We start from the raw sequence: 13,043 nt of genomic DNA on the forward strand, positions 1-13,043 counted from the left end.
GGGGCTCCACAGAATGAAAAAAAGGACTTCGGGCTGTTGCCGGAAGTCCTTTTTCTTTCCTTGGCGGAGAGGGTGGGATTCAAGGATCGAACCCTGTACACACTGAAATCATTGGTATTATCTACTTGCTATTCTTACTCCAGTGTAGCAGTTGGCAAGCTCTATCCTTTGCGTCCCTCTTCGTAGGGGCCAAGGAAGCGTCCACCATTAAAGTGGATCATGTGATCAGGGTTGTCTGCTACCCAAACTTCTGTCTCCCAGCTTATTTGTTTCGAATATTGAGCAAATTTTGCCATGGTTAAAAAGGCAGTAACATATACACACCCAGCGGTGCTGCCACTAGTAAACCGTCTAAGGTTAAGATGGCGTAGTTTGTCGATAGGGCCAGAAGAGTGGACTGCTTCAATGAGATAAAGCCAATTTGTTTCTGAGTCATAAGCAATAATATCAGGCAAGGCATTACGTGAGATGCCTTCTAAACCCAGTTTGTTTAGTTCTTCCTCTTCGTGAAGAAGTATTTTTTTGGCTGTATCACCAACATAAAGCACATTCGGCTTCTTGGCATATCTAGTAAGAAATTCTTCAATGATCGCACATTGAAGTTTGTTATGTGGACCTGGGGACAATGAGAATTTGCGGCCATCTGGAAGCGTTACTGGAACTCTTTTAAACTCCCTTGCACTGCTTATACGATCATTAAATTTTCCGACACTGTCACGAAATGTAATCAAGGAATCTTCCCAAGATTCAGTCCCATAGGTCTTAACTAGGCTGTATGCATTCTCAGTGAGAGAATATCCTCTTGTCCCATCGTTGGTATCTGCTGAGGGGTTTGCTGCACTTTTCGCAACCAGCCCACCTTCAACAAGCCAAATCAAATCCTTACGTCTGACGTCATCATAAGAAGAATCCGCGATGTTCTCATCGTAATGCTTGTTCCAGAATCGAATGATTTCACGTGTAGTGATTGGTGGAGTTTTGTCAACAAACAGGCATCCAGCATCATTCCAAGATTGGTCAGCGGAGAGTCTCGCAACAGCCAAAAAAGCTTTTGCCACACGCTCTTGCCTTCGTTTTGTCATCTCTCTAGCCGGTATTCCAACACTTCGAATGATTGTTAACGCTTGATCAACTTTAATTTTTGCTGGCGTCGAATGATGAAGAGATGTCATTCTGAAGGTCTCCTTGTCTGGCTGTGAACTAGCTGGGTTTTCTAAATAAAATTTAACCTGTCCGGCTACAGCATAGGCAAGTAACGGAGGCACAGCATTGCCGATTTGTTCGAACTGTTCGTATTCGTTGCCTACGAATTTATACCAATCTGGAAAACTCTGTAACCTTGCACCCTCACTTACTGAGAGCATTCGACGTCTACCGTCAGGGAGCTTGATGCGAAGCATATCTGATGTTGCCCCGCCGAGGTTTCTACAAGTAACCGTTCGACTCGGTTGATCAAAATATAAATCACGGGGATTTTTACAGTGGCTTTTTCGTTCATATTCAGCAATGTAGCGGTCCATGTTGGGGGTTAAGAATTTTGATTCGTCATTCCCAGAAACCGCCGCAAGAGGGCCAAGGGCTATGCCGACAGAAATCGGAGTGCGTACTACAGGATTAGGCCAGCTCCACCCAACCGTTGACGCTACTATAACTACTCGTTCACGCTTTTGAGGAACACCAAAATCTACAGCCTTTAAAAGCCTTGCATCCACGTTGTAACCAAAATTCTCAAGTTCATTTGCTACAAGCCTAAGGTAGTCTTTGTTGCGGAATAGAAGACCCCTCACGTTTTCAATAATAGCAATCTTGGGGCGTATTCTACGTACTGCATCAAGAAGAATTGGGAAGCCATCTCGAGAATCTCTATTCCCTCGTTGGTAGCCTATTTGACTGAATGGCTGACAAGGCGGGCCACCGATGATGACATCAGCGATGCACGTTTCCGGCATTCCAATATCTAAAGTGGTTTTAATGCATTGCCCTGATAGATTGTTGTTATAGGTCTCAACGGCGGCAGGCTTCATTTCATATCCAACAGTATGAAATCCTTGAGCTTCAAATCCTAATGCAAGCCCTCCGCAACCTGCAAACAGGTCAAGTACGACCAGAGACCCTTTGGGGACGGGGCGGTTAGGAAGAGTGTCGTGAAGCCAGCGATGCCAGCTTTCATGATCTGAAAACCACATCTTATCGAGAAGATTCAACTGATGGGCCATGGATGAATTTGTAGTTGGCCTCACTGAAAGGTTCAAGCGTTTTCTATTAAATCTATCTTGGCTGTTAAAAATGACATATATACCCAAGAAAGAAACACGCAAAGACAAAGCCCGTCCAGCAAGGTAGGCAGGACGGTTCTGGATTCAACGAAAAAAGCCCTGAGCGCAAAACTCAGGGCTTTCATACTTCCAATGGCGGAGAGGGTGGGATTCGAACCCACGTACGGGCTGTTAACCCGTAACTCGATTTCGAGTCGAGCGCGTTACGGCCGGACTTCGCTACCTCTCCGTTTGGGACGGCGCGGGTGCGCCGACGTGGAAACGGGTTATAAACAGACTCGGCGCGACTGGCAAGAGGTTTTGCCAATCGCGCCGAACCGCTTGGGAATGCTGCCGCCGGGATCGAGGGGTATGGCGGCGTGGTCGTGGCCCGCCCCTATCAGGGGTGAGGCGGACACACTGGGGTTCAACACCCCTTGCATAGCATGATTGGAATAAATGTAAAGAAAATCAAGAATTTCAGAGCGTCGTGGTAGGAAATGCACGAAGCGGGTCACGCTGGCAGGGTCAAGGCTTTCTTCTTTCAAGGAAAAATCGTTTGAGCAGGGCGGAGCATTCCTCGGCCATGACCCCATGGACGGTCCACAGGCGATGGTTGGCAAAGGGCAGGGCGCGGCCATCGAGGTTGGAGAGTACGGCCCCGGCGCGCGGGTCCAGCGCACCCATGACCACGCCCGCCACCCGGGCGTGGAGGAGGGCACCGGTACACATCAGGCACGGCTCCAGGGTCACGGCCAGGATGCAGCCGGGCAGACGGTAATTGCCCAGCCGGGCCGCGGCCTGGCGCAGGCAGAGGATTTCCGCGTGGGCCGTGGGGTCGCTCAGGGCGATGGGCTGGTTGTGGGCCTTGGCCAGCAGTGCGCCGTCCGGGGCGAACAGGGCGGCCCCGACGGGTGATTCGCCCTCGCGGGTCGCCACGCACGCCTCGGCAAAGGCCACGTCCATGAGCGAGCGCCACGTGGTCCCGGCGGGCGGATCGGGCACGTTCAGGACCATGGCCTACCTGTCTTGAAGGTAGCGCACACCCGCTTCGAGCATGGCCAGCCCCAGCGGGATGGCGGGGTCGGTGCCACGCGTCCAGGAGGGGTGGTTGGTGGGGTGGTTGTATGCCTCGGGGTGGGGCATCAGGCCGAGGATGCGGCCCGACGGGTCTGTCAGCCCGGCCACGCCCAGGGGGGAGCCGTTGGGATTGGCGGGATACTCCTGGGTCGGCTCGCCGGTGGCCGGGTCAACGTACTGCACGGCCACGAGGTTGCTGTCGAGAATGGCCTGGAAGGTGGCATCGTCCATGGGGATGATCTTGCCCTCGCCGTGGCGCACGGGCATGTCGATGAGGTCGATGCCCTTGGTGAAGACGCAGGGCGAGGCCGGGTTGGCCTTGAGGCGCACCCAGCGGTCCTCGAAGCGGCCGGAATCGTTGTGGGAGAGGGAAATTTGGCGCTCGAAGTAGCGGCCGCCCACGGCTGGCAGCAGGCCGAGCTTGCACAGAAGCTGGAAACCGTTGCAGATGCCGAGGATGATGCCGCCGGAATTGAAGAAGGCCTTGAGCTGGTCGAGCACCGGCGAGCCATCGGCCGCGTTGGCCCAGCGCCAGCGCAAGGCGGCCGCCTGGGCCGCGCCCAGGTCGTCGCCGTCGAGAAACCCGCCGGGGCAGAGGAGATAGTTGTAGCTGTCCATGCGCACATGTCCGGCCACGAGATCGGAGAAATAGACGATGTCGGCGCTCTGCGCGCCAGCGGCTTTCAGTGCGTAAGCGGACTCGTTTTCGCAGTTTGTGCCGTATCCCGTGATAACGAGGGCGTTGACGCGAGCCATGAAAATCTCCTCTTGCTGTTGACTTTGTTGCGCTACCCTGCAAAATTTGCGAAGCAGTTTTTGCTGGGCAGGAACATACGTGTCCGGGACTTGTCAGTCAACATGGACGGCACATGGGGTTACCCATTCAATTTCCTTACAATTCAAGCATAATCAAGGGGCTTGCTGGCATATGAAAACCAAGTTCATATTTATCACTGGTGGTGTTCTCTCTTCCCTGGGCAAGGGGCTGGCCGCCGCCTCAATCGGTGCGTTGCTCCAGGCCAGGGGACTCAAGGCCACCATCCAGAAGCTCGACCCCTACATCAACGTGGACCCCGGGACCATGAATCCCTTCCAGCACGGCGAGGTCTACGTCACCGACGACGGCGCCGAGACCGACCTCGACCTCGGACACTACGAGCGCTATCTGGGCAAGGCGCTCACCCAGCAGAACAACTACACCTCCGGCTCCATCTATTACTCCGTGATCCAGAAGGAGCGGCGCGGCGACTACCTGGGCGGCACGGTCCAGGTCATCCCGCACATCACCGACGCCATCAAGGAGGCCGTGGTGGGCCTGCCCACCGACGAGGACGTGGCCCTCATCGAGATAGGCGGCACCGTGGGCGACATCGAGGGCCAGCCCTTTCTGGAGGCCATCCGCCAACTCAAGAACGACCTGGGCAAGGAGAATGTCCTCTACATCCACCTGACCCTGGTGCCCTACATCAAGGCCGCTGGCGAGCTGAAGACCAAGCCCACCCAGCACTCGGTCAAGGAACTGCGTAGCGTGGGCATCCAGCCGGACATCATCATCTGCCGCTCCGAGGTGGAGCTTGATGACGACCTGAAGCGCAAGATCGCCCTGTTCTGCGACGTGGACCGCGACGCGGTCTTCACCGGCGTGGACGTGTCGAGCATCTACGAGGTGCCGCTCAAATTCTACGAAGAGGGGGTGGACCAGAAGATCGCCATCCTGCTCAAGCTGCCCGCCAAGAACGCCGAGCTTGGCCCCTGGGAGCGGCTGGTGGACAAGCTCAAGAACCCCGGCGGCTCGGTACGCATCGGCGTCATCGGCAAGTACGTGGACCTGACCGAGGCCTACAAGAGCCTGCACGAGGCCCTCATCCACGGCGGCGTGGCCAACGACGTTCGGGTGGAGCTTGAATACGTCAACTCCGAGAAGGTGACGCCCAAGAACGTGGAGAAGAAGCTCAAGGGATTGGACGGCATCCTGGTGCCCGGCGGATTCGGCTCGCGCGGGGTGGAGGGCAAGATTCTGGCCATCCGCTACGCCCGCGAGAACAAGGTGCCGTTTTTCGGCATCTGTCTTGGCATGCAGTGCGCGTGCATCGAGTTCGCCCGCAACGTCATCGGCCTTGAGGGGGCCAACTCCGAGGAGTTCGACCCGCAGACCCCGCACAACGTCATCTATCTCATGAAGGAGTGGTTCGACTTCCGCACCAAGAAGACCGAGACCCGGTGCGAGGAATCGGACAAGGGCGGCACCATGCGCCTTGGCTCCTACCCCTGCAAGCTCAAGAAGGACACCGTGGCCCACGCCGCCTATCAGACGGTCAACATTGACGAGCGCCACCGCCACCGTTTCGAGTTCAACAACAAGTTCATAGACCAGTTCGTGGAGCACGGCATGGTCCTCTCGGGCACCGCGCCGGACGAATCCCTGGTGGAGATCGTGGAGCTGCCCGGCCATCCGTGGTTCCTGGGCTGCCAGTTCCACCCTGAGTTCAAGTCCAATCCCATGAATCCCCATCCCCTGTTCCGCGAGTTCATCAAGGCCTCCAAGAACGAAAAAGCCAAGAAGGGGAAGTAGTTGGAAATTAGTGAACTCTACAAGGCCAGCCGATCCGGTCCCTTTGTCCTCGCCGGGCCGTGCGTCATCGAGAGCCGGGATATCACCCTGAAGACAGCGGCCGCCCTGGCCGATGTGGCCGCGCGCTTGGGCCTGCCCCTGGTCTTCAAAAGCTCCTTTGACAAGGCCAACCGCACGGCTGTGACGAGTTTTCGCGGGCCGGGCATGGAAGAAGGGCTGGCCATCCTCGCGGAAGTCAAGCGCGAGACCGGCCTGCCCATCGTCACCGACATCCACAGCCCCGAGCAGGCGGCCCGGGTGGCCGAGGTGGCGGACGTGCTCCAGATTCCCGCCTTTCTGTGCCGTCAGACCGATCTGCTGGTGGCCGCAGCCAAGACAGGACGCATCGTCAACATTAAGAAGGGCCAGTTCCTCGCCCCGTGGGACATGAAAAATGTCGTGGACAAGGTCCGCGCCTCGGGCAATGACCAGGTCTGGCTGACCGAGCGCGGCTCCACCTATGGCTACAACAACCTGGTGGTGGACATGCGCGCCATCCCCGAGATGCGCAAATTCGACGTGCCCGTGGTCTTCGACGCCACTCATTCGGTGCAACTGCCCGGCGGATTGGGCGGGGCGTCTGGCGGGCAGCGCGAATATGTGCCCGTGCTGGCGGCCGCGGCCGTGGCCGCCGGTGCCAACGGCATTTTCCTCGAAACCCATCCCGACCCGGACACCGCCCTGTGCGACGGCCCCAACAGCCTGCCCCTTGATCGGGTGGAATCCCTGCTGCGTCGGCTCAAGGCCATCTGGGAGCTGACCGATGCGTGAGGACGTCATGGAACGTGCCAGCCGCATCCGGCTGCTGGTGCTCGACGTGGACGGCGTGCTGACCGACGGCGGCCTCTACTACGATGCCGATGGAATGGCCATGAAGCGGTTCAACGTCCAGGACGGGTTCGGCATCAAGCTGGCCCAGTCCGTGGGCCTTGAGGTGGGGGTCATCACCGGCCTGGACCAGCCGCCCGTGGCCAGCCGGATCAAGGAACTGGGCATTGTTCACTACTACCCCGGCAATCACGACAAGCTTCCCCATTTCCTTGAGATATGCGAGAAGGCCGGTGTCGAGGCGTCCGAGGCGGCCTTCATGGGCGACGACTGGATAGACCTCTCGGTCATGCGCGAGGCCGGGCTGGCCATGAGCGTGCCCAACGCCCTGCCCGAGGTGATCGAGGCGGCCCACTGGGTGTCCAGCCGCCCCGGCGGCCACGGCGCGGTGCGCGAGGCGGTGGCGCTGATCATGCGGGCCAGGGGGCTTGAGGACGGCGCGCTGAAACAGTGGGCCGGATAGATGAAAGGGCGTCCCGGGCTGCTGCTCGTTACGATTTTTCTGGTCGGTCTGCTGGCTGGCATAGTCATCAAGGCCGCCTTCTTCACCGAGGAGATCGTCGAGCCCACGGCCGTGCAGCCTGTGTCCGGAAAATCCCGTACCCAGTTGCTCGACGAGGCCGACATCACGGCCGAGGACATCGAGCTGGTCCAGGGCCGGCTGGGCGCCATGACCTGGAAGCTGCTGGCCACCGAGGCCAGGTACAACCAGGAACGCAAGCTGGTGGGCGTGACCCGGCCGCAGCTCTCGGCCTATTTCGGCGAGGAGCGGCAGGAGGTCTACGTCAAGGCCGATAGGGGAGAGGTGGACCAGCCCAACGACAACCTGACGCTGTACGACAACGTCACCGGTCGTTTCGGGGTCATGGCCCTTGATGCCGGGCACCTCGACTATGTCGGGGCCATCGACAAGGTGTATCTCAAGGGCGGTGTCACCGTGCGCCGCCCGGACATGACGCTCACGGCCGTGGCCGTGGAAATAGACTTGGTCAGTCTTGAACTCAAGGCGGCCGGGGGTGTTGAGGCGCTGTTCGCGCCCAAGGGATTTGACGCAAGCCCGTTCCAGGGCCAGGGCAGGGAGTAAGCTTTTGATGAACATGACACGATGGCTCACGGCGGCGATCTGCCTGCTCGTACTCGCATCCCCGGCGCTTGGCGCGGACTGGGGCGAGGTGCGCGAGGCCGCGAGCAACCTCAACGTGCGCGAGGCCCGTTCGCCGCGCAGCGAGCATGTGCTCACCCTGACCACGGGGCAGCGCGTCAGGGTCGATTTTCTCAAGGACGGCTGGTACGCGGTCTTTGATCTCACCGTGACCGAACGCAGCGAGAAGCGCGCCCTGGGCTATGCCAACGCCAGGTTCCTGGTTCCTGTGGCCGACACGGACACGGCTCCCTCTTCGGCGGCTGGCGAGCCCTCGCCCGGCATCGTCGAAGAACCGGCGCAGGCGACAGGTCCCGCCCGGGGCGAGGGCGGGGTCAAGGCCCCGGCCGCGCCGACGCCGCCCGAATCTGTCAGGGTGGGCGTCGATCCCAGCCAGGTGCCGGTCAAGATCACCTCGGACCGCATGACCTACGACGAGAACGGCAAGGTCGTCTCCTTCGTGGGCAATGTGGTGGCCGTGCATGGCGAGCTGACCCTGTGGGCCAACCGGCTTTCGGCCTTTCTCTCGTCGAGCACCGGCAGACAGTTCGCGGTGGACGGCATCGAGCGCATCGTGGCCGAGGGGGCCGTGCGCGCCAAAAAGGGCAACACCGAGGGGACCTGCGGCAAGCTGACCTATTTCGTGGAGGAGCAATTGCTGCGCATGGAGGATGACCCCATGCTTCAGGACGGCCCCAACAGCCTGACCGGCGAGGTGATCAACTTCCATGTGCGCGAGAACCGCAGCGAGGTGGTGGGCGGCAAGGGCAAGCGTGTCCAGGCCATCTTCCTGACTCCTGAAAAGATCAAGGTGCAATAGATGCCGGGCGGACTCGTCGCAGCCAATCTCTCCAAGCGCTACGGCCAAAAAGAGGTGGTGCACGGCATCAACCTTGAGGTGCACCGCCGCGAGGTGGTGGGCCTGCTCGGTCCCAACGGCGCGGGCAAGACCACCACGTTCTACATGCTGGTGGGCATCGTCAAGCCCAACACCGGCCATGTGTCGCTGGACGGCGCACCCCTGACCGACAAGCCCCTGCACGAACGCGCCCGCATGGGCGTGAGCTACCTGCCCCAGGAAAGCTCCATCTTCAAGAAACTCTCCGTGCGCGAGAATCTCCAGATCATCCTGGAGCAGACGGACCTGACCCCGGCCGCCCAGCACAAGCGGGCCGACGAACTGCTGGAGATGTTCACCATCACCAAGTTGGCGGATCAGGCGGCCATGTTTCTCTCCGGCGGCGAGCGGCGCAGGCTCGAAATAGCCCGCGCCCTGATCATGGACCCCAAGTTCATCCTCCTTGACGAGCCCTTCGCGGGCATCGACCCCATCGCGGTCATCGATATCCAGGAGATCATCTCGGTGCTCAAGAGCATGGATATAGGCATCCTCATCTCCGATCACAACGTCAGGGAAACGCTGAATATCTGCGACCGAGCCTACCTCGTGTACGAGGGCACGGTGATCCTCGAAGGCAGTCCCGAGGAGATCGTGCAGGACAGCCGCGCCCGCCAGATATATCTGGGCGAGGACTTCCGCCTCTGACCCTCTTTTTCCCATGCATCCACTCTTGGCGATTTACAGCGGGGTGAATCGTTGGTACACTTTTTTCATGCGAATGGTTTTCGTCGAATAGTCGAAGTGTGTCAGATGGTTATCTGCACGGTGTTGCTTCCTGGCGCAATGTGTGGCAGGGTTGGATGCAGGAATTGAACGAACCGTTGAAAAAAACTGTTGCGAACCCCCGGGGCGGACCGCTGTGGAGCCCGACCCGAGAGGTCTAGAATATGGGATTGGAACTCAGGCAGCAACTCAAGCTCTCCCAGCAGCTGGTCATGACACCGCAGCTGCAGCAGGCCATCAAGCTCCTGCAGCTCTCTCGCCTGGAACTGCTCGAAACCGTGCAGCAGGAACTCATGGAGAACCCGTTTCTCGATGAGGCCGAGGTGGAGACCGAGATTCGCGAGCCCGAGAAGCTGACCGAATCCCAGGCCGAGGAGGAGCTTGTCCGCACTGCGGACTGGGAAAATTACCTCGGCGAGTTTTCGAGCACATCCAAGCAGTCCACGGCCCGGGACTCGGAGATCCCGGAAGAGGGGCTCTCCCTTGAGGCCCGGCTGGCCTCCAAGCCGTCGCTGGACGGCCACATCGGCTGGCAGATGCGTCTCTCGAACTTCACCGAGCGCGAACTGGCCATCGCCGAAGTGATCGTGGGCAACCTCGACCACAATGGCTATCTCCAGGCATCTTCGGAAGAGATGGCGACCATGGTCAATGTCGCGCCCGAGGAGGTGGAATCGCTCATTCTGCGGATGCAGCGGCTCGATCCGGTGGGCATTGCTGCGCGGACCCCGCAGGAATGTCTGCTGGTGCAGATGGAGGTGCTCGGCTACGACGACCCCATCCTCGTCTCCCTGGTCCGCGACCATCTGGAAGACCTGGAGAAGAACCGGTTCAAGCCCCTGGCCCGCAAGTTCAAGATTTCCATGGACGACCTCAAGTCCTACATTGAGCTTCTCCAGACCCTCGACCCCATGCCCGGGTCCCATTTTTCAAGCATTGAGCCCCATTATGTGAGCCCGGACGTCTTCGTCTACAAGTACGGGGACGATTTCGTCATCATTCTCAACGAGGACGGGCTGCCCAGGCTGCAAATGAACTCCTACTACATGGAGACCATGCAGGGGGCCAAGAACAAGGAAAAGGACTACTTTCAGGAAAAGATGCGCGCGGCCGCCTGGCTCATGAAAAGCCTGTACCAGCGGCAGAGAACATTGTACAAGGTAGTTGAGAGTATTGTCCGCTTTCAGCGTGAATTCTTTGAGGAAGGCGTGACAAAGCTCAAACCCCTGATCCTCAAGGAGGTGGCCGAAGACATCGAGATGCACGAGTCCACCGTCAGCCGCATCACCACCAGCAAGTACGTGTCCACGCCGCACGGCATCTTCGAGTTGAAGTTCTTCTTCAACAGCGCGCTGGATCTCAACGACGGCTCCCAGGTAGGCTCCGAGAGCGTCAAGGCGCTCATCAAGCAGATGATTGCCGGAGAGGACCAGAAGAAGCCCTTGAGCGACGAGCGCATCGGCGAGATTCTCCAGGAAAAGCTGGAGGTGAACATCGCCAGGCGCACGGTTGCCAAATACCGCTCCGCCATGGGCATCGCCTCGTCCTCCAAGAGAAAGCAGTATTTCTAAGGCAGGCTTTCAGCACATTCAACCAGGAGGAATGTATGAACATAAGCTTCACTTTCAAGAACTTTGAGCCGTCCGATCATCTCAAGGGCTATGCGCAGAAGCGCTTTGAAAAGGTGGGCAAGTATGTTTCCGACGCGGAGGCCGACCTCCAGGTCAACCTGCTGGTGGACAAGTTTCGCCACAAGGCGGATATCATCCTGAACGCCGACGGCATCCATATCTCCGCCTATGAGGATTCCGAGGACATGTACTCGACCATCGACATGGTCCTCGACAAGCTGGAGGCCCAGCTGCGCCGCATGCGCGAGAAGATCAAGGACCGCAGCAAGCAGGCACGCGGCAACAAGGTCCAGATGAACTTCATTTCCTATGAGAGCAAGGGCGGTGAGCCCGGCCCGACCATCGTGGGGACCGACACCTACGAACCCAAGCCCATGTCCGTTGACGAGGCGGCCCTGCAACTGGATTCCCTCGACAACGAGTTCCTCGTGTTTCGCAACGCGGAGACCGAGGGCGTGAACGTAATCTACAAGCGCAAGAACGGCGACTTCGGTCTGATCGATCCTGGAAACTAAGCATGAAACTCGGTGATTACCTGGACAAGGATCTTGTCCTGTACGACCTCGCCTCCGGCTCCAAGCCGGAGGTGCTTGCAGAACTCCTCGTCCCGGTGGGCGTGAAGTATCCCGAAATGGACACGGACCACGCGGTCCGTGTCCTTCTTGATCGTGAAAACCTCGGCACCACGGGTATTGGCGATGGCATCGCCATCCCCCACGGCAAGCTCGAAGACCTGGAGCAGGTCATCGTGGTGGTGGGCCGAAGCGTTTCCGGGGTCGAGTTCGCGGCCCTGGACCACAAGCCGTGCACCATCTTCTTCCTCGTGCTTGCACCGGAGAAGGTGGCCGGAATGCATCTGCGCATCCTGGCCCAGGTCTCGCGCGTGCTCAAGGACGAGGCGTTTCGGCGCGAATTCATGGAAACCGAGAGCTTCGAGGCGCTGTGGAAGCTCCTCGAAGAGGTCTAGGCCAGCCGGAGCCATGCCGTGACGCCTGCCAACACCTTCCCCGTGGTCGTGGTGACCGGCATCTCGGGCTCGGGCAAGAGCACCGCCCTCAAGGTGTTCGAGGATCTCGGCTTCTTCTGCATCGACGGCCTGCCGTCGGGCATGTCGGCCAAGATCGCTGGGCTGATCCTCAAGCAGGACACCAAGTATCGCGGTCTGGCCCTGGGCATGGACATGCGCCAGCCGGAATTCCTCGAAGGCTGGGACACCGCCTTTGAGGAAATGGCTGGCATGGGCATCGTCCCCCAGGTGCTCTTTCTCGAAGCGAGGCTGGGCGAGCTGATGCGGCGCTACGCCACCACCCGCAGGCCGCACCCCCTGGAGAGTCAGTCCCTGGGCCTGGAGCAGGCGCTGGAGCAGGAAAAGGCGCTGCTCGAATCCATTCGCGCCAGCGCCGACCTCGTGCTCGACACTTCGGACTACTCAGTCCACGACCTGCGCCGCGTCATCCAGACCAAGTGGTCGGCCATCGAGGAACTGGGCCGGGGCATGCGGGTGCACATCATCACCTTCGGGTTCAAATACGGGGTGCCCAGCGAGGCGGACTTCGTCTTTGACCTGCGCTTCTTGCCAAATCCCTATTTCAACGAGGCCCTCAGGCCCCTCTCCGGCCTGGACCCGACCATCTCCGACTTCGTACTGGGCAGCCCGGTGGGGGCGGAGTTCAACGACAAGTTTCTGGATTTTCTGATGTATATCCTGCCGCTCTATGCGGACGAGGGCCGCTATCGGATTACCCTGGCCCTGGGCTGCACCGGCGGACGGCACCGCTCGGTGGCCGTGGCCGAATCGGTACTGGCGACGCTGAAGAAAAAAGGATATGCAGTCACCATCGAACACAGACACATGGAACTGGGATAGACATGG

14 protein-coding genes and 1 tRNA gene are annotated in these 13,043 nt (G+C 59.2%); 11 read left to right on the plus strand and 4 right to left on the minus strand.

Annotated elements, in window-relative coordinates; translation table 11 throughout:
- The coding region (locus QQS14_RS00005) for a hypothetical protein (protein WP_285904830.1) at window positions 1-186 on the plus strand (186 nt) is incomplete at its 5' end.
- Here QQS14_RS00005 and QQS14_RS00010 read toward each other — a convergent pair.
- The 4 genes from QQS14_RS00010 to QQS14_RS00025 form a co-directional block, all read right to left on the minus strand.
- Window positions 162-2,303 (minus strand): BsuBI/PstI family type II restriction endonuclease, encoded by a 2,142-nt coding sequence (locus QQS14_RS00010; protein ID WP_285904831.1) that lies wholly within the window; start codon window positions 2,301-2,303, stop codon window positions 162-164. The genes QQS14_RS00005 and QQS14_RS00010 overlap by 25 nt on opposite strands.
- A 106-nt stretch (window positions 2,304-2,409) precedes the next feature.
- Window positions 2,410-2,505 (minus strand) — tRNA-Ser (locus tag QQS14_RS00015).
- Between the two features lie 278 nt (window positions 2,506-2,783).
- Window positions 2,784-3,272, minus strand: coding sequence for a nucleoside deaminase (locus QQS14_RS00020; RefSeq protein WP_285904832.1), 489 nt, complete (start codon window positions 3,270-3,272; stop codon window positions 2,784-2,786).
- Window positions 3,273-3,275: 3 nt separating this feature from the next.
- A complete protein-coding gene (locus QQS14_RS00025) occupies window positions 3,276-4,091 on the minus strand; it encodes a phosphoribosylformylglycinamidine synthase subunit PurQ (RefSeq protein ID WP_285904833.1) in 816 nt (271 codons plus the stop codon).
- Between the two features lie 172 nt (window positions 4,092-4,263).
- On the opposite strand from QQS14_RS00025, the gene pyrG reads away from it, so the two are divergent.
- The 10 genes from pyrG to rapZ all read left to right on the plus strand — a co-directional run bounded on the left by pyrG (window position 4,264) and on the right by rapZ (window position 13,037).
- Window positions 4,264-5,907, plus strand: coding sequence for a CTP synthase (gene pyrG / locus QQS14_RS00030; protein WP_285904834.1), 1,644 nt, complete (start codon window positions 4,264-4,266; stop codon window positions 5,905-5,907).
- A complete protein-coding gene (gene kdsA / locus QQS14_RS00035) occupies window positions 5,908-6,717 on the plus strand; it encodes a 3-deoxy-8-phosphooctulonate synthase (protein WP_285904835.1) in 810 nt (269 codons plus the stop codon).
- A 7-nt stretch (window positions 6,718-6,724) separates the two neighbouring features.
- On the plus strand, window positions 6,725-7,237 hold the full coding sequence (locus QQS14_RS00040) for a KdsC family phosphatase (protein WP_285904836.1): 513 nt from the start codon (window positions 6,725-6,727) through the stop codon (window positions 7,235-7,237).
- Window positions 7,238-7,858, plus strand: coding sequence for an LPS export ABC transporter periplasmic protein LptC (gene lptC, locus QQS14_RS00045; protein ID WP_285904837.1), 621 nt, complete (start codon window positions 7,238-7,240; stop codon window positions 7,856-7,858).
- Between the two features lie 7 nt (window positions 7,859-7,865).
- Complete coding sequence (locus QQS14_RS00050; protein WP_285904838.1) at window positions 7,866-8,735, plus strand: LptA/OstA family protein; 870 nt, start codon at window positions 7,866-7,868, stop codon at window positions 8,733-8,735.
- Window positions 8,736-9,461, plus strand: a complete 726-nt coding sequence (lptB, locus tag QQS14_RS00055) for an LPS export ABC transporter ATP-binding protein (RefSeq protein ID WP_285904839.1) — start codon at window positions 8,736-8,738, stop codon at window positions 9,459-9,461.
- 242 nt (window positions 9,462-9,703) lie between these two features.
- Window positions 9,704-11,110, plus strand: a complete 1,407-nt coding sequence (rpoN, locus tag QQS14_RS00060) for an RNA polymerase factor sigma-54 (protein ID WP_285904840.1) — start codon at window positions 9,704-9,706, stop codon at window positions 11,108-11,110.
- A gap of 35 nt (window positions 11,111-11,145) precedes the next feature.
- On the plus strand, window positions 11,146-11,685 hold the full coding sequence (hpf, locus tag QQS14_RS00065; RefSeq protein ID WP_285904841.1) for a ribosome hibernation-promoting factor, HPF/YfiA family: 540 nt from the start codon (window positions 11,146-11,148) through the stop codon (window positions 11,683-11,685).
- A 2-nt stretch (window positions 11,686-11,687) separates the two neighbouring features.
- Window positions 11,688-12,137, plus strand: a complete 450-nt coding sequence (locus tag QQS14_RS00070; protein ID WP_285904842.1) for a PTS sugar transporter subunit IIA — start codon at window positions 11,688-11,690, stop codon at window positions 12,135-12,137.
- A gap of 18 nt (window positions 12,138-12,155) precedes the next feature.
- Window positions 12,156-13,037 carry an RNase adapter RapZ gene (gene rapZ, locus QQS14_RS00075; RefSeq protein ID WP_285904843.1) on the plus strand — a complete coding sequence of 294 codons (882 nt, stop codon included), beginning with the start codon at window positions 12,156-12,158 and terminating at the stop codon, window positions 13,035-13,037.
- The last annotated feature ends 6 nt before the right edge of the window (window positions 13,038-13,043 follow it).

The organism is Pseudodesulfovibrio pelocollis, from assembly GCF_030282845.1.
In the GTDB taxonomy this organism is placed as follows: domain Bacteria; phylum Desulfobacterota; class Desulfovibrionia; order Desulfovibrionales; family Desulfovibrionaceae; genus Pseudodesulfovibrio; species Pseudodesulfovibrio pelocollis.

Coding starts and splice junctions, on each gene's coding strand:
- QQS14_RS00070 (WP_285904842.1), top strand. CDS start 11,688: ATGAAACTCGGTGATTACCTGGACAAGGATCTTGTCCTGTACGACCTC.
- QQS14_RS00050 (WP_285904838.1), top strand. CDS start 7,866: ATGAACATGACACGATGGCTCACGGCGGCGATCTGCCTGCTCGTACTC.
- QQS14_RS00020 (WP_285904832.1), bottom strand. CDS start 3,272: ATGGTCCTGAACGTGCCCGATCCGCCCGCCGGGACCACGTGGCGCTCG.
- QQS14_RS00025 (WP_285904833.1), bottom strand. CDS start 4,091: ATGGCTCGCGTCAACGCCCTCGTTATCACGGGATACGGCACAAACTGC.
- lptC (WP_285904837.1), top strand. CDS start 7,238: ATGAAAGGGCGTCCCGGGCTGCTGCTCGTTACGATTTTTCTGGTCGGT.
- pyrG (WP_285904834.1), top strand. CDS start 4,264: ATGAAAACCAAGTTCATATTTATCACTGGTGGTGTTCTCTCTTCCCTG.
- hpf (WP_285904841.1), top strand. CDS start 11,146: ATGAACATAAGCTTCACTTTCAAGAACTTTGAGCCGTCCGATCATCTC.
- QQS14_RS00040 (WP_285904836.1), top strand. CDS start 6,725: ATGGAACGTGCCAGCCGCATCCGGCTGCTGGTGCTCGACGTGGACGGC.
- rpoN (WP_285904840.1), top strand. CDS start 9,704: ATGGGATTGGAACTCAGGCAGCAACTCAAGCTCTCCCAGCAGCTGGTC.
- lptB (WP_285904839.1), top strand. CDS start 8,736: ATGCCGGGCGGACTCGTCGCAGCCAATCTCTCCAAGCGCTACGGCCAA.